At 55.2% G+C, this 26,085-nt stretch carries 14 protein-coding genes and 1 pseudogene; 11 read left to right on the top strand and 4 right to left on the bottom strand.

The window, feature by feature from the left end; genetic code table 11:
- Positions 1-635 precede the first annotated feature (635 nt).
- Entirely contained in the window at positions 636-1,808 is a 1,173-nt protein-coding gene (locus tag MU553_RS21065; RefSeq protein WP_247381354.1) for a type I restriction enzyme HsdR N-terminal domain-containing protein, read from the bottom strand.
- A gap of 186 nt (positions 1,809-1,994) precedes the next feature.
- On the opposite strand from MU553_RS21065, the gene MU553_RS21060 reads away from it, so the two are divergent.
- The 6 genes from MU553_RS21060 to MU553_RS21035 all read left to right on the top strand — a co-directional run bounded on the left by MU553_RS21060 (position 1,995) and on the right by MU553_RS21035 (position 13,907).
- On the top strand, positions 1,995-2,861 hold the full coding sequence (locus MU553_RS21060) for a hypothetical protein (RefSeq protein WP_247381352.1): 867 nt from the start codon (positions 1,995-1,997) through the stop codon (positions 2,859-2,861).
- 101 nt (positions 2,862-2,962) lie between these two features.
- The gene (locus tag MU553_RS21055; RefSeq protein ID WP_247381350.1) at positions 2,963-4,396 is read left to right on the top strand and encodes a ribonuclease H-like domain-containing protein; all 1,434 of its coding nucleotides are present in this window, start codon (positions 2,963-2,965) and stop codon (positions 4,394-4,396) included.
- A gap of 2 nt (positions 4,397-4,398) precedes the next feature.
- Positions 4,399-6,831, top strand: coding sequence for a DEAD/DEAH box helicase (locus MU553_RS21050; protein ID WP_247381349.1), 2,433 nt, complete (start codon positions 4,399-4,401; stop codon positions 6,829-6,831).
- Positions 6,832-7,084: 253 nt separating this feature from the next.
- Complete coding sequence (locus MU553_RS21045; RefSeq protein WP_247381348.1) at positions 7,085-9,112, top strand: type I restriction-modification system subunit M; 2,028 nt, start codon at positions 7,085-7,087, stop codon at positions 9,110-9,112.
- A complete protein-coding gene (locus MU553_RS21040; RefSeq protein ID WP_247381347.1) occupies positions 9,112-10,452 on the top strand; it encodes a restriction endonuclease subunit S in 1,341 nt (446 codons plus the stop codon). Before MU553_RS21045 ends, MU553_RS21040 begins: the two co-directional genes overlap by 1 nt.
- Positions 10,452-13,907: a DEAD/DEAH box helicase family protein gene (locus MU553_RS21035; RefSeq protein ID WP_247381346.1), complete on the top strand. Its 3,456-nt coding sequence runs from the start codon at positions 10,452-10,454 to the stop codon at positions 13,905-13,907. The genes MU553_RS21040 and MU553_RS21035 overlap by 1 nt, the downstream gene beginning before the upstream one ends.
- Before the next feature lie 477 nt (positions 13,908-14,384).
- Here MU553_RS21035 and MU553_RS21030 read toward each other — a convergent pair whose 3' ends face one another.
- Entirely contained in the window at positions 14,385-14,957 is a 573-nt protein-coding gene (locus MU553_RS21030; RefSeq protein WP_247381345.1) for a hypothetical protein, read from the bottom strand.
- A 420-nt stretch (positions 14,958-15,377) separates the two neighbouring features.
- Here MU553_RS21030 and MU553_RS21025 point away from each other — a divergent pair, with 420 nt between their 5' ends.
- The 3 genes and pseudogenes from MU553_RS21025 to MU553_RS23900 all read left to right on the top strand — a co-directional run.
- Positions 15,378-15,722 (top strand): hypothetical protein, encoded by a 345-nt coding sequence (locus MU553_RS21025; protein WP_247381344.1) that lies wholly within the window; start codon positions 15,378-15,380, stop codon positions 15,720-15,722.
- A 123-nt stretch (positions 15,723-15,845) separates the two neighbouring features.
- A complete protein-coding gene (locus MU553_RS21020) occupies positions 15,846-16,895 on the top strand; it encodes a PKD domain-containing protein (RefSeq protein WP_247381342.1) in 1,050 nt (349 codons plus the stop codon).
- Positions 16,896-16,973: 78 nt separating this feature from the next.
- Positions 16,974-17,111, top strand: a pseudogene (locus tag MU553_RS23900) (ISH6 family transposase); the annotation flags it as partial.
- Here MU553_RS23900 and MU553_RS21015 read toward each other — a convergent pair.
- Together MU553_RS21015 and MU553_RS21010 are read right to left on the bottom strand one after the other, a co-directional pair.
- Positions 17,078-18,439, bottom strand: a complete 1,362-nt coding sequence (locus MU553_RS21015; RefSeq protein ID WP_247381340.1) for a hypothetical protein — start codon at positions 18,437-18,439, stop codon at positions 17,078-17,080. The pseudogene MU553_RS23900 and the gene MU553_RS21015 sit on opposite strands and share 34 nt — an antisense overlap.
- 410 nt (positions 18,440-18,849) lie before the next feature.
- Positions 18,850-20,106: an RNA-guided endonuclease InsQ/TnpB family protein gene (locus MU553_RS21010; RefSeq protein ID WP_247381339.1), complete on the bottom strand. Its 1,257-nt coding sequence runs from the start codon at positions 20,104-20,106 to the stop codon at positions 18,850-18,852.
- Positions 20,107-20,397: 291 nt separating this feature from the next.
- On the opposite strand from MU553_RS21010, the gene MU553_RS21005 reads away from it, so the two are divergent.
- Both MU553_RS21005 and MU553_RS21000 read left to right on the top strand, forming a co-directional pair.
- Entirely contained in the window at positions 20,398-22,983 is a 2,586-nt protein-coding gene (locus MU553_RS21005) for a PD-(D/E)XK nuclease family protein (RefSeq protein WP_247381337.1), read from the top strand.
- A complete protein-coding gene (locus tag MU553_RS21000) occupies positions 22,976-25,801 on the top strand; it encodes a UvrD-helicase domain-containing protein (RefSeq protein ID WP_247381334.1) in 2,826 nt (941 codons plus the stop codon). Before MU553_RS21005 ends, MU553_RS21000 begins: the two co-directional genes overlap by 8 nt.
- Positions 25,802-26,085: the final 284 nt, after the last annotated feature.

The following is a 26,085-nucleotide window of genomic DNA, read 5'->3' as shown; positions in this document are numbered from 1 at the left end:
TTTTTAGCTAACTGAACGACTTTGCTCGTGAAGCGGGAGATCTTCGACATGGACATCGGCGGTTTCCCGCTTCTTACTCCTAGTTCTGACGGTCGAAGCCGACGCTGTCCAGCGATTCACCAGAGCCATTTAATTGCTTGTCAAGCCGGCGTCGATGTCTACAAAGATGGAGTTGTTGTTGAACACGACCTGACGTATTCTCGACGAATCGTACCGCTGATGCCGGTGTCTTGCTGATTCCATGATACGTGAACTTTCCGACGCTCGGTCGAACCGAAAACTGTGAACAAGCGGTGTTAGAGCAGTATTTTGATTTCTCGATCCCCTCTATGTCTGGGAGTTTCCTATGGATTGAGTTTGTGGGACGGCAGCTCAAGTAATCCTGGGTCGCGTGAATTAGCGTGCAAGACTCGCGCTCTGGATTCATCACACAGTAAGTGAAATAGTTAATATCAAATATTTGAAAACATTCTTAGAAGCATCGGATCAAGCTCTCAGTCAGGCCTTTTGTCTGCAATAGAACAGTGTGGATGGACCAACCCCCGTACAATAGCGATGGTTTGGGGGATCGCTACGGTGTCTATCGAGAATTTAGAGGGGTTTGCGTCGCTCGCCTTACAAACTATTGCGGTAAACTAGAAGAGATCGTCAGTCGTCTCAGCCTTCCGTAAGGCACCTAGTGTCGTATATTGGAGCGATTGGGGATACTTCGTCTCAAACGGGACCGGATCTTCGAGCTCGTAGAGTGAACCCGGCTTGAACTCGATTACCTTCTTTCCGTCTGCGATTTTGGATCTATCCTTGTAATCTAGTGGCTCTCGTAAGAGGTCAGCCTCGTCGGGTTCAACCACGTCGCTTACCTCAGCGAAGTATTTCACCTCGCGAACGTCCCCAGTGACGTACATCGCCACGTAATCGAATTCACTACCGACGCGAACGAATCCCCACGCTTCGTTCTCCTTTAGAAACGGGAGTCCTGACTCCCGGGTTGGAAACACCGCAACACGGGCGTCGGGGTTACCATCGATTTCCTGTCGGGCAACCTTCCCTGCAACCCGATTCTCCAGTGGCTCAATCTCGTGGGGTGTGTCGTCTGTTCCTTCTTCCTCTTCTCCCTGTGGCTCCGTACTGACGAACTGACGCTGTTCACGGAGTACCGTAACGAGACTTTGCACGAACTCTCGGGCCTGTTCTTCGAGATCGATCGTGAGGTCGCCCACTTCCCGTTCCACGGCCTCCGTGACGGACTCGGTGACGTTGTCCTCGTTTTCCTGTAGGTGTCGAATTGCTCGATTTGTCTGGGCGACCTGCGCAGCTATTTCATCAGACTTCCCTGAGCGTATCGACTCCTTCGTCAGGAGTTCCAGTACTCCTGGGTTTTCGGCGAGGTCATCGAGGTCGAACTGAACGACCGATACCTCCTCACCTCCGTTCTGGTGGCGGTTCTTCGTCAAGACCTCGAAGGACTTCCCGTTGGTGAGAATCCCCCAATCAACGTCGAGCTCCTGTCGCATATAACTCCGAAGTTGGCGTACTTCATCGTCGGTGAGCTCAGACCGAGCTGGTTTGGCCTCCACGAACACGACAGGCGAATCCCCCACGAGCAGGGCATAATCGACGTGGGTACTCCCCGAGGCCATTGGGACTCTGTATTCGAGGGCGACTTCGGTCGAATAGAGATCCCAGCCGAGAAGTTCGAGAAACGGCTGAACGAGCTTGACCTTCGTATTTTCCTCGTCCATCTGCGGTGATGAGTCGATGAGCTGCTGACACCGCTGGACGTACTCGCCAATCTCGTCCTTGTCCATTGTCAGACCGTCCGTAACGGACCCCTTTTAACGTGATGCAAATGTGCTGAACTCTCTTGGCTGATGGATAGGTGCACCAGATGGCTCCTCACTCGTATTTCTGCCACACCCGGGTACTTAAACGAAGTATAATATTCATTATCATAAACGCAGGAATGCGGCTGATTCGGTCCAAACGGGGGTATAATGGGTATTCCGTTCCTAACCATTGACATGGCCGGCGAACAGGCTCACACAAAATCGGTCGGAGAGATCAGGCGTCATCAACTTGATCTCCTCAAAGCCCTTGGGGAAGACACCCCAGACAACGTGGTTTCGTTCGATACCCTGGAGACTCAACACTACTGCGAGCAGAAAGCCGTATTCGAGCGGGCCGAGCGTCCTACTGAAGAGAACCGTCCTGAACGCCTTCTACGAGCACAGGAGCAACATAACCAACTCGTGGAAGCATCGGCCAATACTGACGAGGAATACGATGTCGACGATGTGTGGGACGACATCGAAGCCGGAGATGTTTCACTACTGTACCCTCCCCTGGTCCACGAGATGGTGGGGATGACTCTGTATGCGCGGCCAACATACCTCCGGTTCGTAGATAGCCATCCGACGCAACTCACGCTCGTCCGTGGAGTGACGAAAGAAGGCTATCTCGACCAGCTGTTCCCAAACGAGCGATTTCTGCTGTGGTGTTACGGTACTCTCCTGGACCGCATCGGGTTCGACGTCTCTGACCTCTCCATCCGGTACCTGAAATACCCTCAGGCGAAGTTTGACGTCGTCGAGTTGAGTCGGGCGCAAATGCTCGTGGCGGTCGAGGATGGCGACGATATTTCCATCCAGCTCGACGAAAACGCCACGATTCACCCTAATATCCGACGGCATCCACTCGAATACGAACGGGACCCCGACCGGGGAAAGCAACTGCGTGATTACGTCTCATTCTGGCGTGATGGCGGCGATCCAACCGGTGCGAGCCACTGGAAGCAGTGTGCTAGTTGTCGTTTCAGGCCGGAATGTGACCTCGTGTTAGCTGAAGGTGAGCAACGGCGGTGAGATGGAATGACAGGTACATCTGAAATGGACAGTTTGGGCGTGTCGTGCTTGGAAGTAGACCATCTGTGGCCGATCACGGACAGCCAGGTGAGACACAAAGCATGATTGGGCTCACGGTAGTGCCCGATTTCGCCATGCAGCAGTGCCGAAGTCAGCAACTTCAGGATATCGTCCGGCACTTCGACACTGATGTCCTCTTCACACCATCCCGAGTCCACGAACCGTTCCTCCAATCACACTTGGAAGACTCTGTCACAGTGGCAACCCAACCACTCCAACCCGAGCGTCCACTCGAACTAGCGAGTAGTGACGATGTCAGTCTGATCTGGGTATCGACGCCGAGGGCGATCGAACAACTGATCGAGACCGATACTCCGGCCGACCGTGTCGCTGAAACGTATCTCCTTTCAGACCAACTTTCCGTATCGGTTGACCTCATCAATCTGGATGCACGGCTTGACGGGCTATCGGAGTACAGAGCCCCACTCGCTGATCACGATGCACTTGAGGCGTTTACCCACTTGTCGATAGAAGCCAACCCCGAGTATCGGGCTGAATGGCAGGGCGTCGATGTTCAAGGTGTCATGCCGGGTGCAAACGAACAACAGGGAGTCAACCAAGCTGGTATCGCCCACTTCGAACTTCAGCAGGGGGGTGTTGTTGGTGGGAAGACCAGGAAGCTGGGCGACTTTGGCCTTGCGGCGGTCACCCAAGTCGGCGAGTCGCGTGTGCAAACGCTCCGTGATGCGGAGATCCAATCCCGGCAGGACCTCTCGACGGCGTCAGTCCGTGAAATCGCGAACCTGTCCGGGATCGGGCAGTCTCTCGCACGGACGGTGATCGAATCCGCCCAAGTGATCGAAGAGGGCGAGGTTCGGAAAGCGCCGGGTGCGAGCCTTCCCGACAGTGAACCGATCTTCATCGACATCGAGACCGATGGGCTCAATCCTACGATGATCTGGCTCATCGGCGTCCTGAATCGGGCAACGGAGGACCGATACATGCCGTTCATCGAGACAGATCCATCGAAACCTGGGGAGGCGCTTGAAGCGTTCATGTCGTGGCTCGCTGAATTCGGTCATAATCGGCCTGTCGTGGCCTACAACGGCTGGGACTTCGACTTTCCGGTGATCGAAGAGCATATCGCGGAGCACTGTCCCGAGTATCTGGATACGTGGGAGGGCATGTGGAAGTTCGATCCGTATTACTGGGCAGTCAAAGAGAACAACGCGATCCTTCCCGGACTAACGAATAAACTGGAAGACGTCGCCCCAGCACTCGGGTGGGAGACGATCGATACCGGACTTACCGGTGCGGAGGTTGGCCGCCTGTTCCAAAGGTACGCTGACAACCCCTGCCCAGCCACGGAGTTGGACTGGGACCGCCACAAGAAATACTGCGAAGATGACGTACGAGCACTAGCGTACGTCTACGACGCAATCAAGGAAACGACCAACCGGATGACACAAGGTAGCGGCAACGGTACCTCGTCACCTTCGGAGACCAGTTCACAAGGCACTCTCAGTGATTTCTAACCATGAGCCGCAAGCAGACTCCATCGCTTGATGACGTATTGGACACTGAAACACTCCAGGAGACGTTCCCGAACTATGAAGATCAGTTGGCCGACGCCATCACGGATTCTGCGAAAGCAGCGGAGCACGTGCCTGCAGAGAACGTACTTCCTGAGGAACTCGCGGCTCACCTCGACAACGACCTGTACACGCACCAGGCCGAGGCGATTCGAGAGCTAAAAGAGGGGAACAATGCGTGCGTGGCCACCTCCACGGCCTCTGGGAAAACGTGGGTCTATACGCTGTACTACTGTCTCCGGAAGCTGCAGAATCCGGACGCTCGCGCTTTGTTCGTGTATCCGACCAAAGCGCTGAGCGCCGATCAGGAGAAAGCTGTCAACAACCTGTTTCAACAGTTGGATATCGACGCTATCGCAGAGACGTACGACGGCGACACAAAACGGGACCGGAAGAAAATCATCAGAGACCGGATTGATGTGATCATCTCGAACTTCGCTGGCATCAATCAGTATCTCGACTCGCATATGAAGTGGCGAGACGCTTTCCGGAACTGCGAGCTGCTGGTCATCGATGAATGTCATACCTACACTGGTGTGCACGGTATGCACGTTTCGTGGGTGATCCGGCGGCTTCGGCGGATGCTCGATCACTACGGGTCCGATCCACAATTAGTCTGTTCGACAGCCACGATCGGGAATCCGGCTGAACACTCGGAGGCACTAACCGGTGCGGAGTTCGAGGTTATCGACGAGGACGGAAGTCCACATGGACGTCGAGAGATCGGTTTCTGGCAGCCACCCGTACAGGAGACCGACGATGACGTTGTAGCTGGTTTGGATGAAGATGAAATCCTTCCGTCGATGCGGCGGAATGCGGATGATGAAGCAGCAGGCGTACTTGTCCATCTCAGCAAGAATGATATCCAGACGCTGATGTTCACCGGTTCTCGACAAGGGACTGAAATCGGCGTCAAGCGTGCGATCGAGGCATCACAGAACCACCCCGACACGAAGTACGTCGACATCGACCCGTATCACGCTGGCCTCAGCAAAAAGAAGCGACGGGCAGTTGAGAACAAACTCGCGGAGGGGCAAATCGATGGGGTCATTTCCACGAGTGCGCTGGAACTCGGCATCGATATTGGTTCGATGGATGCGACGGTGTTAGCCGGCTATCCAGGGACTCGACAGTCGTTCTGGCAACGGGTTGGGCGTGCAGGTCGGGGGAACACCGACTCCCTCTCGGTGTTTGTCCCGCAATCAGACGCGATCGACCAGTATATCCTGGACAACCCCGAGTACATCCTGGGCGATAACATTGAGGACGCCGTGGTCGACCTGTCGAACAACCCAGTGTACGCCAAACACGTGCTCTGTGCTGCCTCTGAGCGACCGCTAACTGAGGAGGACACCAGGTGGTTCGGGCCGGAGGACCGCTTGGAAAAGGCCATCGAGATGTGGAACGCCGCTGGGCAGATGGTCGGTGACTTGGACCGCGGTGCGCAGTACAACGGGACGTCGAGGCCCCAAAGCGGGATTTCGATGTACGCCACAACCGACGAGCAGTACAGAGTCAAGCAGGTGAACGGCGACATCGATATGGAGCCGCTGGACAAAGAACGCGTCTACCGAGAGTACTACCCTGGGGCGCTGATCCTGTATGACGGCGACCAGTACGAGGTGCAGCGGGTCGTTGAGGACACGTACAATCCATACGTGGAGGTGAAGCAGACCTCGACGACGAACTATACCCAGGCGATTCACGATAAACACATCCGTGATCTAGAGGTTGAGCGATCGTACGAGCTCGGCAATGGCTATCAACTCTGTGCTGGGATGGGGACAGTCCACATCGACTACAGTGCGTACAACGTGATCGACATGCACACTGGTGAGATCGAAGAGCCCTTGGTTCCGATCGACCTCGACCCGATCTCGTTACGGACACAGCTCATGTGGATTTCCTTCCCACCAAGCATCATCGACCGTGTGATGCAAGAGATTCCCCCAGGCTCCCTACTGCAACCAGACGAGGACTCGATGTTTGCCCCCATGGGTGAACAGGAGTACACGCTGGCAGGCGGACTCCACGGCGGCGAGCACGGGATGATCAAGATGGCCCCGTTAGAACTCCGGCTCGATAACAGTGACATGGGTGGGCTATCGATGATCGAACACCCGGAGATCGGAACTCCGGTCTGGTTCATCCACGATGCGGTTGAGGGCGGTGTCGGGTTCGCACACAGCGTCTACGAGAACTTCGAGGCTGTTGCGCAGCGGACTCTCGAACGCATTGAGGAGTGTAGCTGTGGTCGGGACGTCGGCTGCCCGGCCTGCTTGATGAGTAGCCAGTGTGGGAATCAGAATGAACCGTTGCACCGGCCTGCCGGAAGTAGTCTGCTACGTGCTGCGTTAGAACAGGTTGAGCAGACGTAACAGAGGATTTCTTTGTATTCTGATTGTACTCGTCGCTATAGATGAATTCCGCTCTTCGGACAAACCAACTTCCGCTGATACAATAGCGTTACTGACCAAGCAATCGATGAAGAAATATACAGTTTCTCTGGCAATTATCTGGTCTACTGAGTTGAAAGAATCTCTCTTTAGCAAACGTGTACCCGTTATTTCTTGGGATGCACAGTCAAGGGACCAAGCGATTTATCAGGCATACCGGCCATCACGGTAATAGATGGCTGACAACTTTACCGAGATTTCAAACTTCATTTGGGGTACTGCTGATCTGATTCGTGACAAATTCAAGCGAGGCGATTACGAAGAAGTCATCCTCCCGTTCGTAGTTCTTCGACGACTCGATTGCGTTCTCGAACCAACTAACGAGGATGTCCGAGAAGCCTATGAACAATACAGCGACCAGCTGAATGAACAGGCCCTGCAGGAAGTTCTGAAGGAGGCTGCGGACGCACCTTTCTACAACTACTCCGAATATACCCTCGAAACCCTGCTTGACGAACCGAGCGACATTGAGCGGAATCTCAAGGAGTACGTCCACTCCTTCTCCCCGGAGATGCAAGAGGTTCTTGATAACTTCGGGTTCGAATCGACGATTGAGGGACTTGCCAAGCACGATCTCCTCTATAAAGTCGTGAAGCGGTTTACACAGCCAGAAGTTGATCTGCATCCCGACAGAGTCGATAATTCCACGATGGGGGACATTTTCGAGGAACTCATTCGGCGATTCAACGAATCCCTCGACGAAAATCCTGGCGAACACTTCACTCCGAGGGAGGTCGTTGACCTGATGGCGGAACTGGCGATCGAGCCTGACAAAGACGACTTCGAGGATAACGAAATCCTTCACGTCTACGACCCCTGCTGTGGATCTGGCGGAATGCTAACTGAAACTGAATATAGGATTCAGCAATTCAACGAAGATGTCGAAGTCTGGCTGTTCGGCCAGGAAGTCAACCCCCAGACACACGCGATCGCCAAGTCAGACATGTTCATCAAGGGAGAAAACGCCACAGCAGCGAACAATATCGAAGATGGATCAACCCTTGCCGACGACGCTTTCCCGGACAAGCAGTTCGACTACATGCTCGCCAACCCTCCGTACGGGAAAGACTGGAAGAGCGACAAGGAAGCCGTAGAAAAAGAATACGAACAAGGATATGGTGGTAGATTTGGAGCAGGGCTGCCTGCAAAAGATGATGGCCAGTTCCTCTTCCTCCAAACAATGCTGTCCAAGATGCAGGATCAGGACGACGGAGGAAGCCGGATCGCATTCATCTCCAACGCCTCACCGCTGTTCTCAGCTGATCCTAACGTCTCAGACAGCAAAAACGAATGCAGTATCCGAAGGTGGATACTCGAAAACGACTGGCTTGAAGCACTCATCCGACTACCTGACGAACTCTTCTACAACACCAAGATTACCACCTACGTCTGGGTACTCTCAAACGACAAGCCCGAAGATCGAAATAAGAGAGTCCAGCTGATCGACGCATCCGGCGAAGAGTTCTGGACCCTAATGGACGACAACAAAGGGGACAAGAGAAAGAAACTTACAGAGGATCAGATACAGAAAATCCTGGAACTCTATAGGGAAAACGACGACTCGGAGAACTCCCAGATACACCCTGTAAGGGAGTTCGGATACAGGAAGGTCCGGATTGAACGACCGCTACGTAAGAACTTCAAAGCCTCCGAAGATCGGATTGAGCAAATTAAGGACGAAAGAGCATTTGGCAATCTCTCCGGTAACAAAGAAGGCAAGGAAAGGCAGGAAGCCATTATCCAGATGCTTCACGGGATGGATGATACGCTATACAAGGACAAGGAAGAGTTTGAGGAGGAGCTTGACAAGGCAATCGAAGAAGCAGGACTCGACCTCAAGAAATCGGTACGCGGAAATATTTTCAACGCACTCGGAGAGAAAGATCCGGACGCAGAGATCGTCCGCGACAGCAAAGGCCGGCCAGAACGCGACACAGATCTAACCGACTACGAATACGTCCCTCTAGACAAAGACGTTCAAGACTACTTCGAAAAAGAGGTCCAGCCCTACCAGCCAAATGCCTGGATCAACGAAGATATGACCGATCCGCAGGACGGCGGACTCGGCAAAATCGGGTACGAAATCAACTTCAACCGCTACTTCTACGAATACGAACCACCACGACCTCTTGAAGAAATCGAGGAAGATATCGAAGAAGTAGAACAACAAGTCGTCGACATGATCCAGGAGGTGACAAAATAATGCAAGACACACAGGAGACAACTATACAGGAATTTGACTCGAAAGACAACAGTCGCTATGAGAGATATTCGGAGTATGAAGCACCGAGCGGTGATAATTTACAAAAAGTCCCTGTTCACTGGGAAAGTCGATCGTTTCAGTACTGGGCTGAAAAGAAGAACGACAAAGGTAACGAAGAGGAGAGGGATTTCATCACCTTAGAACACATCAACCCTGTAACCGGGAATCTTGTTGACAATTTCGAATGGGAACAGAAAAAATCTCAAGAATACTATCTCTTTGAACCAGGCGATGTTCTATTTGGAAAGCTTCGTCCCTACCTACGCAAATACTATCAAGTAGATAAGAAGGGTTGCTGTGGAACCGATTTAATGGTCTTAAGCCCTAATTCTGACGTGCAAAGTAGATACCTATACTATTTCCTCCACTCAGAAGACTTCATCCAATTCACCGATGCAAACTCACATGGAGTAAAGATGCCAAGAACGTCCTGGACAAAAGTTTCTTCTGCACATTTTCAACTTCCACCAATAGAGGAACAGAACGCAATAGTAGAGTTTCTAGATTGGGAAACCTCAAGAATAGATCAGTTGATTGGGGAAAAAGAAAAGCTGATTAAACTTCTTGATGAAAAGCGTAATGCGATAATAAATAAATTAGTTACTTCTGGAATTAATGATTCCAGACATAAGGATATTGAACTTGAATGGTTTGATAGTATTCCAGATGATTGGGAGACAACCAGTCTAAGAAATACAGTTGATAAATTTGTAGATTATAGAGGTGCTACTCCAGAGAAGAGTGATTCTGGAATAACTTTGATTACAGCCAAGAATATTGACAACGGCAAATTAGACTTCTCAGAGGACCATGAGTACATTTCTGAAGATGAATATAATGAATGGATGACAAGGGGAGACCCAGAAGAGGGGGACGTGTTGATAACAACAGAGGCACCAATGGGTGAGGTTGCCCAAATTCAAGAAACACCTGTCGCTCTGGCTCAGAGAATCATTCTGCTAAAAGTTAACACAGATTTGCTCAAAAAAGACTTTCTAAAGTATTATCTAGATTCTGAGTTTAACCAGACTCAATTGATAAAAAACCAAACAGGATCAACCGCTAAAGGCATTCAGGCATCTAAGTTAAAAGGTATTCGTGTTATGGTTCCTCCGATATCTGAGCAAGAGGATATCCTTGGAACCATAAGGGAAGAAACACAAAAAATTGATGATCTAATCTCGCAGGTTGAAGAGGGTATTGACCGTCTGAAGGAGTACCGGACAGCTCTTATTACGAATGCTGTTACTGGTCAGATTGATGTTCGGGGTGAGGTGTGATGTCGGATAAGCTCAGCGAGAGGGAGTTTGAGAAGGTTATAATCGGGGATCTAACCTCGGAGGATACGAGTTGGGAGGAAGGGGAGTTAGAGCCTTTGTATGAGCGGTTTGATCCCGGTGGTTATCGTCGTCGGGAAAACCGGCATTATGACAAGGAATTTGCTTTGATTCCGGAAGACGTCTTGAAGTTTGTCAAGGCAACTCAGCCTGATGAGTGGGAGAAGCTGGAGGAGTTCCACGGTGAGGGGGCCGATGACAAGTTCCTGAATACGCTGGACAGACAGATTAAGCGGAAAGGCGCTATCGAAGTACTGAGGAATGGTTTGAGGCTTAGCGGTGCGCGTTTTGAACAGCTCGCGTATTTCGAGCCGGCTACGGACCGGAACAAGGAAGCGGTTGAGAACTATGAGCAGAATATTTTCTCGGTTATCCCGCGGCTCAGGTACCAGCCCGATTCGAATCTCGAAGTTGACCTTGTAGTCTTCTTGAACGGGATACCGATCTTCACTGCGGAACTGAAAGGCGACTTCACGGGACAGGACGTGACTGATGCTAAGGATCAGTACCGGACGGATAGGGATCCACGGGACAAGCTCTTCAGTCCTGGTCGTTGCCTGGCTCACTTCGCTGTTGATCCTGAGGAGGTGTATATGTCCACCGAGCTGGAAGGTCAAGACACCACGTTCCTGCCGTTCAACAAGGGCCATGATGAGGGAGCAGGAAACCCGCCCAACCCCTCCGGGTACCGGACAAGCTACTTCTGGAAGTATCTTCTAAGCCCGGACAGCGTCCTCGACATCGTTCAGAACTTCATCACGGAGTTCCGTGAGCGTGACGACCAAGGAGATCTGACTGATGAAGAGTTCCTTGTTTTTCCCCGGTATCACCAGCTACAGGCGGTAAGACGGAGTATTGTTGATGCCGAGCAGAACGGTCCTGGTGAACGCTATCTCATCCAGCACAGTGCGGGCAGCGGAAAGACGTTCACAATCTCCTGGCTTGGCCATCAGCTAGCCGAGATTCACAATGAAGAGAACGAACCCGTTTTCGATTCGGTGATCGTTATCTCCGATCGTAGAGTGCTTGACGACCAGCTACAGCACCACATGCAGCAGTTTTCCCAGGTAGAGGGTGTTGTCGCAAACGTTGAGGATAACTCCCAAGAACTGAAGGGAGCCTTAGAAAGCGGTGAGAAGATCATCGTTACCACGATTCACAAGTTCGACTACATCGTCGAGGAGATGGATGACCTCTCCGATCGGAACTTTGCCGTTCTTATTGACGAGGCACATTCCTCACAGACGGGCGAACTCAAGGACAGTCAAACAAGGGCTCTCTCCGAAGAATCCGCCATGGAAGGCGACGAAGACGAGGAAGAAATGTCGGTTCAGGACCGTTTGAACCAGGATATGGAGGGAAGAGGAGTTCTCTCGAACGTTAGCTCGTTTGCCTTCACCGCCACACCTAAGGAGAAAACCCTTGAGATGTTTGGCGAAAAGACGGAGGATGGTGGTTACGAGGCATTCAGCCTCTACAGTATGCGGCAGGCCATCGAGGAAGGCTTTATTCTGGATGTTTTGCAGAACTACACCACGTATGAGGACTACTTCAACCTGCTAAAAACGATCGAGGACAACCCCGAGTTCGAAGAATCGAAGGCGAAGAGACTACTGAAATCCTTCGTCGATAGCCACGACCTTGTGATCTCGAAGAAGACCGAGATCATCGTTGAGCACTTCGTCGAGGAAGTGATGTACCGGGTCAATGGAAAAGCGAAGGCGATGGTGGTCACAGGGTCACGGGAACAGGTTGTCAAGTACAAACGGGCATTCGATGAGTACCTCTCTGACAACAACTACAACTTCGAGGCACTGGCTGCCTTCTCAGACTTCAAGTACGAGGGTGAAAAGCTGACAGAAAAGCACGTAAACCAGGACCTCGATACCAAGGTAGAGGACCGGTTCGAGGAAGACGACGCCCGGATAATCATCGTCGCCAATAAGTTCCAAACCGGCTTCGACCAGCCTCTACTACACACCATGTACGTAGACAAGAAGCTGGGAGGCGTGAGAGCTGTACAGACACTCTCCCGTCTCAATCGGACACATCCAGACAAAGAGGACACGATGGTGGTCGACTTCAAGAACGACCCGGAGGACATACAGGATGCGTTCGAGGACTTCTACACCAAGACCCGGGTCAGACAGGGAACCAACCCACAGCTTGTCTACGATCTCGAAGAAGAACTCAGGGACTTCCGACTTTTCAAAGACAGCGAGGTTGAAGAGTTCACCGAGGTCTGGTACAGCAAAGACGCCGACCAAAATCAGCTGAGTGCCGTTCTCGACCCTGTCAAAGAACGTTACAGGAACACGGACGAAGAGACGAAAGACGAGTTCCGAAAGAAGCTCAAAGACTTCATACAGCTCTACTCATTCCTGATCAAGGTCGTCAACTTCCGCGACGAGGAACTGCACAAGCTCTACCAGTTCGCGAGGGTGTTCTTCAGGAAGCTGGACGTAGAGAGGGGTGAAATGCCGAACGAGGTTAAGCAGTTCGTTGACCTTGACCAGTACCACATCAAGGAGGTGGCTTCCGAAGAGGATCGCTCGCTCGAACACTCAAGCGGAGACCTAGATCCTACACACAAGAAGAAGGACGGTTCAAGCAAGACTGAGGAACAGAAATCGCCGTTGGAGAACATCGTCGAGATGCTTAACCAGCAGTTCGGTTATGAAGTTGACGAACAGGATAAGACATTCATCAAGCACTTGAAGGAGAGGCTTGAGGAGAACGACGCGTTGAAACAGACGGTAGATAAGAACAGCACTGAAAAGGCCCAGATGAAGTTTGAGAACGTTACACGGAAGGAGATGCTGGATATGATCGACCAGAACACCCAGTTCTTCAACAAGGCCACAAACGATGACGAGTTTGCTGAGGTTTTCCATAACTGGCTATTCAATCAGTTTATCAGTTCTTCGAAAGAAGATACGCGGGGTCTTATCGAGAAAGGTCGGAGCAAGACTGTCGAGTTTGAAGAACGTCTTCTGCCTGATACAATATCCGATGATCTCGCAAAAGAGAGAGTCGCACAACATATCGCTGCCTTTGCTAATACAGCTGGAGGCCACTTGATCATCGGCGTCGACAAAGAGGGGAATGTTCAGGGACTCGAAAAGGATTTCAAATCAATTACAAAAGGACAGGAAGGGTTCAAAAAACAGCTTGAGAATGCCCTGGCAGAACATTTGGGGGAAACTTTTGCGACACAGGAAACAGAGGTCCAATTTAGCACTCTCCGTGAGCATTCTGTCTGTGAAGTAAAAGTAGAGCCAAACGATGAGCCCATCAAATTCGGCGGGGAAGAATTGTATGTTAGAGAGAACAGTGATACAAAACAGCTCAGCTCAAGAGATGCGAAGAAATACATAAAAAAGCATTTTAGGGGTTAAATCTCAGAATTCCACCATTCTGCTCGTCGTTGTAAGTTAACCCGGTAGAAGCAGTGGAAATCTCTATCTGTTTGATCGGCAGAAATCCGCATTCCCGAAGAAGGATCCATACCTTAGATCAGATATATATAACGACGGTCAGAATCACAGCCTCCTAGTTTCGGTTTGACATTTACTCTGTTGTAAAGGGATAGAACACACTTTTTAGTGCATTTATCGGCATTGAAAAACGTGACTGCTTCCAATGGCCGAGATTTGAACCCGGGGCCTCTCATTTGCTCGAAAGCCTCGCTCGGCCTTCGCCCTCGCTTAGCGTTCGGGAAGCCCGAGTTACCCGGAGTTCTGCACCTGTGCTCGTCACTCGCCGCTTCGATGCCCTCAACGCCGTAACCGCTTCCCAGCAGACGTTACTCAGCAGACAAAGTTGGAGGGTCGCACCTATGCTGGGGAGTCCGGTGAACGAACGATGGAATCCATTTAGAAGTCAAGTTCTTCGCGGAGTTCTTCTTCGTAATCGCGGTTCAGCCGGAATTTCACTTCATCACCGGTCCAGGAACCCTCGATGAGGTCGTTACGGAAATCTTTGCCGTGCTTTCGTGACAGGCCAGCAAGGACGCCACTCAGCGCGGGTCCACTCTCAATCGCCTCGTCGTACTGTTCGCCCATTTGTCGTCGGAGTTCGCCATTCAACACCCAGCCTTTGTTCTCCAACAGTACCTTAATCATCGCCTCTTGGCGGTCTGTTAAGCGGCTGAAGAAGTCATTCGGTAGCCCGTCGAATTCCTCAGTATCAGATGTCTCCCCCTCTTCCTCGCTCCCTTCTTGAGTCTGATGTCCATTTTTGATAGCCATCTCAATTACATCGGTAGCCACATCTTCAGAGATCACCCGTTCAAACGACATCCCCTCGCCTGAGACGTTCACCGTCACCTCTTCGTGTTCGGACGTACCGGGGCTCATTGCGGCTTGGATTATTGGCGGTGCTGTCTGTTCCGAGACTTCTCGTTCGACCGAGATCCCGTCACCAGTGACCGATACGGTTGGTGCCATTGTTACACTGGTCTCTAAAGAGTTCGTACAGATAAAGATTGTCTCTGTTGATGTCTGTAGAGTCTATGTATTCTTTGGAGATGCGTAGAGCCTACAGAGATTTTGGCGGTTCAACTCACACTGATTTGACGACTCCGTTGTAGTCGGGGACACGCCCCTGAAAAATCATATTTGTCAGCGGTCCAGGCGAACGCTGCCCGCTCGAGAAGGGTCGTACCCCAACGGGCTCCGTGCATCGCTGCCCCCTATATTCAGCCCTTTGCCGACACCTCCACCGTCGACTGGTACCCTGTGCGCATGGATGCCACCTGAATAGCAGCCCCTCGCAACTGGTGCCTGACAATCGACATCTTCGACGTAAAGCGTCCCCATGAAACAGTAACCTTACCTGGCAAGTATATTTGGATTGGGAGGAGTCCAATGGGGTTCGCACGCACACTCGCGATCGTCGTCATCGGTCTCGGGATCGTCGCTGGTGGCGGGTATCTCGCGTACACGCAGGTCCTCGGTGGCCAAGGTCTCCAGTCACCGGACGCCGGCGTCCAAGACATCGGCGATTGGGGGACCGTCTCCGAGGATCGGATCGAACTGGTACACACGCTCTGGCTCCAGAACCCGAACCCGACCAGCGTGCAACTAGGGAATGATATCACGCTCGCAGCAGGAGTCACACTCAACGACGTCCGGTTGGGCGCCGTGGAGAAAACGGGGATCGATATCCAGCAGGGGAACAACTCGGTCTCGGTCACGACGGCGGTCGAATAGGACCGCCTCGGCGAGTTCTGGACGGCATTCATCACCGCCGATGAGACGATTCACGCGGCAGTGACCCCCACAGTTCGCGTTCAGGCCGGGTCGGATATCGCAGTCTCGACACCCCCGGTGCGCGTGTCGGCACTCACCGACGAACAACCGATTTCGGATGCGATGAACCAGACCGGCGACGCCTACGAGGGGTCGTACACGAAAGAAGTGAGTACAGCGGACATTCCGAACGACTACATTCTCTCCCGGACTGACATCGGTCCCTCGGGCTCGGTCACGGCCGAGTACACCTTCGAGCGGGTCGACTTCGAGTGGGGCGAGGTGACCCCCGAACAGACGGAAGTGAAGGTTCACGTGCGGGTTCGAAACACCGGTGATACCGTCCTCCCCGGGGTCCCGGATGGCGTGGCAGCCGATATCCTCCTGAACGACATCCAGGTGTTTTCCGCGCGGAACCAAGAGGCCGTCGCCATCAAGAACGTCGACCGTGACGTCCACCTCCAGCCCGGCGAGACCACCGCCTACACGATCGTCGCAACCGCCGAGAATCAGCACATCGAGGAGTGGCTGACCACGTTCGCCCGACAGGACGAACACTCGGACGTTCGCAGCGAGCTCGCGTTCGTGTTCGAGATCGGCGACACGACACTCCGTGCGCCCGACGATGGCGTGGTGGCCTACGAATGTGCGTTCCAGACCGGCATCTTCGTCGACAACCAATCGACAGCAACCACCTGTGGCACGAATGGCACGGTTGAGCTGGGGCCGGTCCGGTATGAGACCGGCCAGGCGTCCGACCCGTCGGATCAGTCCAGCGAGACGACACCAGCCACGTCGACACCGACACCGACTCCCACCCAAACGCCCGAGTCGACTCCGACCACACCGATCACGACAGCAGCCAGCACCCCGACAGCAGCGGTCGACGCCTCGCCGACCGACGGGAAAGCACCGTTGGCCGTCAGCTTCGACGCCAGCGGCTCGACCGACCCGGATGGCGATATCGTTGCGTACGAATGGCGGTTCGACGACGGCCGTCCGCCTGCGAGTGGCGCGCAGGTCGAGCACACGTTCGGGACACCCGGCACCTACGACGTCGACGTCACGGTCATCGACAGCGAGGGCAACCGGGATACCGCGACAGTGACGATTACAGTCGATCGGAGCTTCTGACGACACGAAATCATCGCTAGACCTGCGTGGCCGCCTTTGACAATCTGACGCAGACAGACGCTCAGTACGTGATATATGGTCGCTTCAATTCTCGTTGCGGCACTTGTCGAGTGCCGCAACGAGCGTCTCGTCGAGACCTTCTGCGGTGTAGAACACGTTCACGGCAACGGAGCCGAGCGGTGTCAACGCTCTGCGACGTGTACTCGCTCGGCGGTGAAGCCGGTGGCAGCTGGCTGCAGTGCACTCGTGACTTCCTCGATGTGCGCGAGGTAGCAGTCGGCGAACCGCTCGGCGGCGTCGGCGTCGAACTGCTCAAGGGTGTAGCGGAAAACGAAGCGAACGGTGCCGTCGGTGGTTGCCACCCCGATACCCACTGGTAGCGCCTTCTTACACGGCGGGGAGAACCACAGTGAGTCCCCGCTCTCACCCGAGAGTGACAGTGACTCTGGCAGGCGTCCGAGGTTCGAGAGGGCAGCGGTGACCATCAGTCGGTTGCTGACGGCACGCACGAGGTGCGGGAGTTGGTTTTTCAGCCCAACGGGCAACCGCGGGAGGATTGTTTCGAGCGCCTCGTAGAGTGCCGTGAGTTCGCCGTCTTCCCTGACCGCTGTCGTCTGGTCGACGATCGTTTCCACCGTCGTCTGTGGGTCACGCCGGTCCCGTGAGCGCGTCTCTATCTGTTTCATCAGGGCGTACATTCCGACCACGTCGTAGAACCCGTCTCTCGGGCGGACGTTGATCGGCATCATGACGGTAATCTTGTGGGCGGGTTTCCCGTGGTCGTCGTTCCAGTCCGCGATGGTGCGGTGGAGCGCCGCGAGCAACACGTCGTTGACTGAGACATTGTCTGGACGGTTCGACACCAGACGGTCGGTCAGGTCGGTCGAGAGCGCCCGCTCGGTGAATCCCCACCCGTCGCCACTGGGTACGCCGTCCTCGGCGATGGCCGTCGGACTGTCGACTATGTCGCCGAGTCGCTTGGCGGCCGACCTGAGCACGTCCATCCGACCAGTCAGCGTCGACGAACGGACGTCGGTGAGTGCGACCCGCGACGTCTCGATGTCGACCGGATCCGCGTCCGGCGTCTCGCCGCGATACGCCTGACAGATGGACCGAGCGATGCGGACTGCGCCGACGCCGTCGATGGGGACGTGACCCACGCAGACGAGTAGTCGGTCGCCTCCCCGACGCCCGGCACCGCGGGCTACCAGCAACCGAACCGGTGGCTCCCGCGTGAGGTCGAACGAGCGACTGTAGAAGTCCGACCGCGCCGTCGTCAGGTCGCCGTCGTCGACCACGCCAACCGGTACGTCGCCGACGTCGTCGGGAACCTGCCAGACGTACTCGACGTCAGTACTCCGGCTCGGTCGACGACGTACCCGCGCGAGCGGATGGGCGTTACACGCCGTCACTGCCGCATCGCGCAGTCGGTCGACATCGATCGTCTGGGTCGTCCCGACCTCAACCTGAATGTTCAGCGGGTCCAGTGCGCCTTCGATGTGATAGATGGCTTCGTCGAGCGGTGAGAACGGCAGGGTCGTCACCGCACGACACCCTCTCCGGCGCCGTACATAGACTAATGGTTACGGCCGAGTACGGATAAACAACGTACCTTACTGGATGGTGTCTGCGAGTTCCGAGGGACTCAGTCGTCGCGGGAGACGGCATCGACATTCCGTGGCCGATCGCCATCCGCATCCGTGGTGTGCTGGCTCTCGCTGATTGATGTAGCCAGCACAATTTTTCGGTCGCAGCCGCGTCGCGTGCAGCTTCGACGCCAGCGTGGTGGTAGTCAACGATCGCCTCGAAATCCGTCTCGGAATCGATAGTGGCGGTCTCGATCTCCGGTGTGGTGTCGCTGTGAGCCTGAACGACCCTGTGACGCGCCGCCATTCATCAGCGAATTGATATTCTCACCCGCCTGAAGGCGGGGTGAATCCCGAGCGTTGGGATATTAGGGTTTGCAGTCTGCCTGTTCTTGTGGGTGGAACGCACCCGTTGTTGTATCGAACAGGTAGACTCCTGGCCGTGCCAAGCGACCGTTACTCATATCCCCAGTTGGGGGAGTTTGAGTTATCTTTCGGCGGATGTTCACCGCACCGTTTACATCTGCGTTCATCGTGGTGTCGCACGACTTACAGACGTACAGCCCACGCTCGACGCGGTTGCTGTCACGGATCTGCCCACAACACGAGCAGGTTTTCGACGTGTTTTCTTCGTCAACCCGATCCACGAGGATACCGTGTTCTCCGGCTTTGTATTCCAGCAGGTCGGTAAAGCGGTCGAACTCCCAGCCGTGGAGTTTCTTGTTGCCAGACTGTCCCCAATCCCGAGAGTCGCCGTCGTCGTTCTCCCGAATATCGCTCAAGTCGCCCACGGCAATCTTCTCGACGCCTTCCTCAACGCACCGCTGGACGATGTGTTTCGACAGCGTATGCAGGAAGTGGTCTTTCCGCCGCGAGAGTTGCCGGCGAGCGCGGCGTGCCCGCTTTGACGGGCCGTTCTCGCCTTCGGTCTGGTACTCCTCGCGGGTGAAGTAGTGTTTGTCCTGCTTGAGCCGGTTGCCTGGATACAACTCACTGGGGCCATCTTCGTAGTCGATTGCGAGATAGTTGCTGATCCCGAGATCGATCCCGGCTACGTTCTCGCCGGGAGCGTCCTCGACGGGAATCTGCTTCTCGCACACGAGATGTAGTTCCCAGCGGTCGCCGTTCCAGACTGCTCGCACCTGCTGGATGTTCTCGACAGTCACGTCCGGTCGAGTTTCATATTCGGCCAGGATGAAATCCGAGCGCCCGTCTTTCAGATTCCAGCCTTTCGAGAGGCGAACCTGACCGTGCTTGGTGTCGTGTTTGATGCCTTTCTGTTTCCACGTCACAGTCGAGCGTGGGTGTCGGTCGCCACGTTTCCGGTAGCCTGGTGGGTTGTTGCCGTCGTCGGAGTTGTACCAGCCGGTGAACGCCTCAGCAAGCTCTTCGAAAACTCGCTGACTTGACTGAGAATGCAGGTCACTGTAGCGTTCGTGGCCTTTCAACTCCGACTTCAGCTCGGCTTCGTCGGGTATCTCACCGTCGTCGTCCCACCGGCCCTGGATGTAGTAGCGGCCAACGTTCCACAGTTTCGATGCTGCAAACCCGCAGGCGTCGAGATCGTCACGAACCTGCTGGTGATTCGTGATTTTCGCAACGTAAGTGCGGGTCGTCTCCAGCATTAGACTGTGTTAATAACCAGTTATGGTACAAAGTATATTAAAAGAACTGATTGGCGGTGGAATATCCAGCCGTGTTGTAGCCAGTGGATTGTTGCTCACCGTGTCGGCTTCATCACCCGCCTGTTCGTCGTTCGGTTCCGACTGCAAGCGTCGGAACACTCCCTCCTCACGGGAAGGCGGGTGTATTCGCCTCGAATCTGTATAACTGTTCGGTAGCCTGTTAATCCGACCGTGCACGACCATCGAAGGTTCCAGAGTCAGATTTATGAGGTGTCTATTTGATGTGATTATGTGCCACTTTCGAGGGCGAGACCGATAGATGATCTCTACGCGGCGGTCGCAGAGTACGAGTTGGTGCTCGTACCCGATGCGCCGCTTGCGAGTGCGTTGAATCGCCGGCTTGATCGCCCGCATCTCGGAACGTTCGCGACGACGCCGCGGCGCCTCGCAGCCGGGCGACGCGAACAGGCCGAGGACAGACTCGCGTTTCTGGAACTGATCGAGCAGACGGAGTTGAGTTGGAAGCAAGCGTCGTATATCGTCGGGAATATTCTTCAGTGCTGGGAGTACCAGGGGTCGAGTCGTGCGATTCTGGAGTACGACGGGTATGCGGATGCGGCGACGGAGACGGCTGTCGAGCATATTTCGTCGCTGGACACGACATCTCGGCGGTTGAGCAGGTACCAGATCGACGATGATTGCGATCTTGCCGTCGTGGGTATCGAACAGTTCACGCCGCTGGAACGGTCGATTCTGCCCGACGAGTTCGACATGTTCTCGCCGTTGACCGAGGAGGAGTTCGATCCGGCGCCGTTCCACGTGTTCGACTCGACAGCAGGTATCATCGATGCTGTCGTCGAAGCGATCACCGCAGACACTGCTGAGGATGTCGCGGTGGTGCTCAACGGTGGCAGCGAGTATTCTGCACTCGTCGAATCTGCGTTGGAAGCCGAAGATATCCCGTTCTACGGTGGCCCAGGCTTCATCGACGACCCTGATCACCGCACGTTCCTGCAGTTACTGCGAGCGGCTCACAACGGAAGTGATACGCGCGTACGCTCGATGCGGCCGCTGTTGTCCCGGCTCGGATTGTCGATCGATATCGAGCACGACGAGAAGCGGCTGCACGAGCTGGATGCGCCAGCCGCCGCGTGGGTTTCGGAGTTCAGTGACGACATTCACGAGCATACGTTCGGGTCGGCGTTGGACGAATACGAGGGGCAAACGGGCGTCGAACTGCCTGATTTCCGCGAGGAACTGTCGCGACTCGGCATCGCTCATGACAGCGTAACCGACGCGGGCGTTGACCGCCTGGCGTTCTATCTTCAGACGTACGAGGTTCCCGTTGATCGAGAAAACGAGGGCGTCCTGCTTGCCGACGCAAGTGCAGCGGCGTTCGTTGACCGGCCGGTCGTATTCTATCTCGGACTCGACGATTCGTGGACACAGACGCCACCGCGGCGCCCCTGGATCGAGATGGACGATCAGTACCAGCGGAACATCCGGCAGTTCCAGTTGCTTCTCCAGAACGGTGTCCAGCAGTACTACCTCGTGCAGGATACGCGTGGCGGCGACCCGATCACGCCGTGCCTGTACTTTGAGGACTTGCTGGAGGAGGACATCGACCGATTCTCTGACTTCGCGCACACTGTCCACAACCGGACGTTTCAGGATCTGGGGAACGGGTTCGAGAAACACGCTCTGGATGTCGAACCTGAATGGATCGACGCGATCAGTCAATCCAGTATGAACAGTTACGTGAACTCGCCGCGCGACTACTTTTTCAGTAAAATCGTCCAGTCGCCCGACAAAGACTACTTCAAGGAAGGCAATCTGTTCCACGACTTCGCGGAGTTCTACGTAAATCACCCCGACGCTGTCGATGACGGCACCATCGACGAAGTTGTGGATGTCATGCTGGACGAGGTACGCCCGTTCCTGCGGTCAGTCGATGCTGATGTTCACAGGACGGAGTACCGACTGGGCCTGGAAACGATCGTGCAGTACCTGGACGAGAACGAACCGGCAGCCGATGACCTTCCGATAGATGGCGGGTCGTCGAGTTGGGGGAATTTCTTCGCGGAGTACTTCGACCGGACGATCGACTCGTCGCTCACGGAGCGCTGGTTCAGTGACGACGACCTCGGGATCAAAGGGAAAATCGACCTGATTCACCGCCCGCATCGCTTGCTTGACTACAAGAGCGGGAGCAAGAAACGCGCGTCGCAGGTGGTGAAAGGCGCGGCGATGGATCCGCCCAGTGACAAGCCTAACTTTCAGGCGATTCTGTACCTCGCGTACCTCCGAACGCTGAATCCCGACGAGCAACTCGAATTCCGGTTCTTCCACTTCCTCGAAACACTCGACGATGCGGTCACTGGCACGCTCGACTTCGAGGACACGCTGACGACGATCCCGTACCATCCCACCGAATTTACACCGTACGTGCGGTCCGAGGCGATGTTCGAGCGGTTACTCGACGATGGGTCCAATGCCTGCCAGAAGACACTCTCGAAAGCATCGTACGCGGATTACGCTGCGGTGTTCGAGGACCACGACCTGCCGGACACGCGAGACAGTGACGAACTGATCGACTCGGCGTTCGGCGCGGCACTCGAAGCACGACTGAAAGACGCTGTCGGCGACTACAAGTACGTCGAGAAAGGCTGTAAACAGATTCTCCGCGAGTTCTCGCGACTGCGGTCACGGAGGTTTTTCGTCGATGACCTCGACGCGTTCGAGGAGTTCGTTGACGAGTGCCTCGTGGAGGTGAATCGGCGACGTGCGGGCGAGGAGCGCTTCCCCATCGATGGCCCTGGTGGCGAGCCGAACTACCGCTACGTGGATAACCGCGACCTCCTGCTCGAAGATGACTGACACTGACCTGACGCCGAACGACCGACAAGAAGAGCTGATCGAGAGCATCGACGGGCTGTACAAGGTGGACGCTGGTGCGGGCACCGGGAAGACCTTCGCCGTGACGCGCCGCTACGCGCGGATCGTCGAGCAAGAGACCGTCACCCCCGAAGACGTGTTGCTGGTGACGTTCACGGACAACGCGGCCACCGAGATGAAAGAGCGCATCGTGTTACACTGCCAGTACGGGATGCGCGAACTGGCCGACGCACCCATCCAGACGTTCCACTCGCTGTGTCACGACATCTTGCAGGAACACGGGCACGACGCGCCGACGCACCTGGGGATCGATGACCACATCACTGGCTCGACGCAGATCATCGAAGACGAGATCGTCGAGCACGCACTCTTCCGCGAGTTCTTCGCCCGCTTCAGCGACGCGCATCCCGAACACGAAGCGCTGCTGAAGATCGTGTCCGACGAGACGAGTCTGCTTGGCCTCATCAACAAGCTCGCTGCGAAAGGGGTGTTCCCGACCGCGGACGGCTGGTATCGCGACGGCGAGCGCCACCTCGACGGCGATTTCGACGCTTTCCAATCGTTGTTCGCGGAGGTGAACGAGCCACAAAACGGAGGGAGCAAACAATCAAGACTGCGGTCCAAGCTCAATGACTACGGGAAGAACAAGCTCTACCTGCCGGATGCACCGCCGAAAGACGAAATCCGCGGGTCCGGCAAGCAGATCCCGGCGAGCGTGGCGGAACGTGTGTTCGAGGAGGATCGCTCGGCGCTGAAGTCGTTCGTCCACGATATCTACTACAAGTATCTCGAGTTCGCGCTGTCACGGAACTATCTGAATTTCGGGTTCCTCCAGCTGTTCGCGTTCGTGTTGCTGTGGGAGGACCACGAGCTTCGAGAGGACATCGCGTTCGAGTACGTAATGATCGATGAGTTCCAGGACTCCTCGGAGATTCAGTTCAAACTCGCGTTGTTGCTCGCGAGCACGGACAACATCTGTGTCGTCGGTGACTGGAAGCAGAGCATCTACAGCTTCCAGTACGCCGAAGTCGAGAACATCGAGGAGTTCGATGCGCGACTCACCCGATTCGCCGACGAACTCAACGACGGCGCCAACCGCGTGTCGTTCCCGGTTGACGATGTCGAGCCGATCCGACTCGAGCAGAATTATCGCTCGACACAGACAATCCTCGATTTCTCTGAAGAAGCGCTCGTCACATCGGCCGGGAAGTACGACAGCGTCGATGAGTCCGAGGTCGATATCCAGTCGCTGTCCTCGAATAGCGAGCACGATAATACACAGATCGAAGCTATCCAGCACGACGACGAGCACGAAGCGGTGCTGACAAAGATTCAGGAGATTCACGAGAACCCCGAGTACAAAATCGAGGAAGATGGCGAGTTGCGGCTGCCGAGCTATGGGGACATCGCGGTGTTCACGCGGACGCGTGATTTCGGTCGGGAACTGCTGCACGTCGCTGAACAGGAGGAGTTCCCGATGGCCTACGAGGGCGGCGTGGAGTTGTTCCGGACGGACCCCGCGAAACTCCTGCTGGCATGGCTCCGCATTCTCGAATACGACGCCGACCGCGGCTGGGCGGTCGTCCTCGAACGCGCCGGGTACACACTCGACGAAATCAAACACATCCTCGACGCTGAATCGTACCCCGACGAGATGCTCGCGTTCCGTGACCAGCTCACTAAACTGGACACCGTCGGTGGCATCACCCGGCAAGTGTTCTCAAAGTACGGGTACACTGGCGCGTACGCCGACGTGCTGCTCAACACGATCCAGTCCGTCCACAGTTCGACGACGCTAACCCGCGGTGACCTGATCCGGTTCATCGAGCGCGGTATCGAGACTGGCAGCACGCACGAGGTCCATACGGGAGCCGGGACGGATTCGGTCACAGTGCAGACGATCCACGCCGCCAAGGGCCTCGAGTATCCGATCGTGATCCTCGCGAATATGAACAGCGGGCGGTTCCCCCCGCGAAGCGGCGGGAGTAGCCCCGTTTCGTATCAGGACCCGATCGGTCTGCGTCAGCGCAAACTCTTCGCCGAAGCCCACGGCCACCCGCACATCTACGACAACTGGAAGATGGACGTTCTCAGGCGCTGCCTGCCGCGTGACTACGACGAAGAACGCCGCCTGCTCTACGTGGCGATGACACGCGCAGAAAGCCATCTCGTGTTCTCGAGTGGCGAGGACCCGAACACGTTCCTCGAGGAACTCCCCGTCGAGATCACCGAGTACCCGCCGCAGTTAGACGACGTGGGCCGGCCAGCCACGGAACAGACCCAGTTACAGGTCGCGATTCCCGAGCCAGAGGGACCGCAGGGGTACACGCCGCACTCCTTGATGAGCGACGATGTATTCGAAGACGTTGAGGAAGGGCGTGGCACGGCCTTCGGGACGCGCGTCCACGAGTTTGCGGAACGCTACGCGCTCGGCGAGGACATGACACCGTCGAATCCAGATGAGCAGAACGTGCAAGCGCTCCTCGATTCGCTGTCCGGTGAGTTCCGCGTCGAAGAGGAGGTATATCTCCCATTGTCAGTCGGTGGTGACCAGGTCACGATTTCAGGGGTGGCCGACCTCGTGCACGTCCTGCCCGACCGTGTCGAGATTATCGATTACAAGACCGATCTGGGACGGCACGGTGAATCCGAGTATCGAAAGCAACTCAGTGTGTACTATCACGTCGTCGCGGACGCCTATCCCGACCGCGACATCACCGCGTCGATCTTCTACACGAACGAAGACACCCGCCGCGAAATACAGCCATTGTCACGAGCAGAGCTCGAAGAAATCGTATAACTCAGCCATGCTCGCGTCATTTTTGCCCGTGGTCATACACAGAGCAGATCGCGGCGTCGTCCACTTGAGCTTCACCGGCCGTGGTGAACACCTCGCAGAGCTACGCGAAGCCGTCAAAAATGCAGTAGCCGCGGATATGCGGTGTGAGCGAACGAGTCAGTCTGGGTCGATTGCAATCGACGTCCCTGCATTCGATGATCTTTCCGACCCACCCTCACAATCGAGTGCTGCCACAGACCCACTCGAAGCCGCATTTCGTCTCCTCGACTGGGAACAACAGCATC

This window comes from Halorientalis brevis, assembly GCF_023077655.1.
Note: the sequence above shows the minus strand (reverse complement) of the source record. Positions and strands in the feature narration are given on the sequence as shown.

Bases quoted from the DNA above. Each gene is read 5' to 3' on its own strand.
- MU553_RS21010 (WP_247381339.1), bottom strand. From the start codon at position 20,106: ATGCTGGAGACGACCCGCACTTACGTTGCGAAAATCACGAATCACCAG.
- MU553_RS21035 (WP_247381346.1), top strand. From the start codon at position 10,452: ATGTCGGATAAGCTCAGCGAGAGGGAGTTTGAGAAGGTTATAATCGGG.
- MU553_RS21050 (WP_247381349.1), top strand. From the start codon at position 4,399: ATGAGCCGCAAGCAGACTCCATCGCTTGATGACGTATTGGACACTGAA.
- MU553_RS21055 (WP_247381350.1), top strand. From the start codon at position 2,963: ATGATTGGGCTCACGGTAGTGCCCGATTTCGCCATGCAGCAGTGCCGA.
- MU553_RS21040 (WP_247381347.1), top strand. From the start codon at position 9,112: ATGCAAGACACACAGGAGACAACTATACAGGAATTTGACTCGAAAGAC.
- MU553_RS21025 (WP_247381344.1), top strand. From the start codon at position 15,378: ATGGGGTTCGCACGCACACTCGCGATCGTCGTCATCGGTCTCGGGATC.
- MU553_RS21060 (WP_247381352.1), top strand. From the start codon at position 1,995: ATGGGTATTCCGTTCCTAACCATTGACATGGCCGGCGAACAGGCTCAC.
- MU553_RS21000 (WP_247381334.1), top strand. From the start codon at position 22,976: ATGACTGACACTGACCTGACGCCGAACGACCGACAAGAAGAGCTGATC.
- MU553_RS21065 (WP_247381354.1), bottom strand. From the start codon at position 1,808: ATGGACAAGGACGAGATTGGCGAGTACGTCCAGCGGTGTCAGCAGCTC.
- MU553_RS21030 (WP_247381345.1), bottom strand. From the start codon at position 14,957: ATGGCACCAACCGTATCGGTCACTGGTGACGGGATCTCGGTCGAACGA.
- MU553_RS21045 (WP_247381348.1), top strand. From the start codon at position 7,085: ATGGCTGACAACTTTACCGAGATTTCAAACTTCATTTGGGGTACTGCT.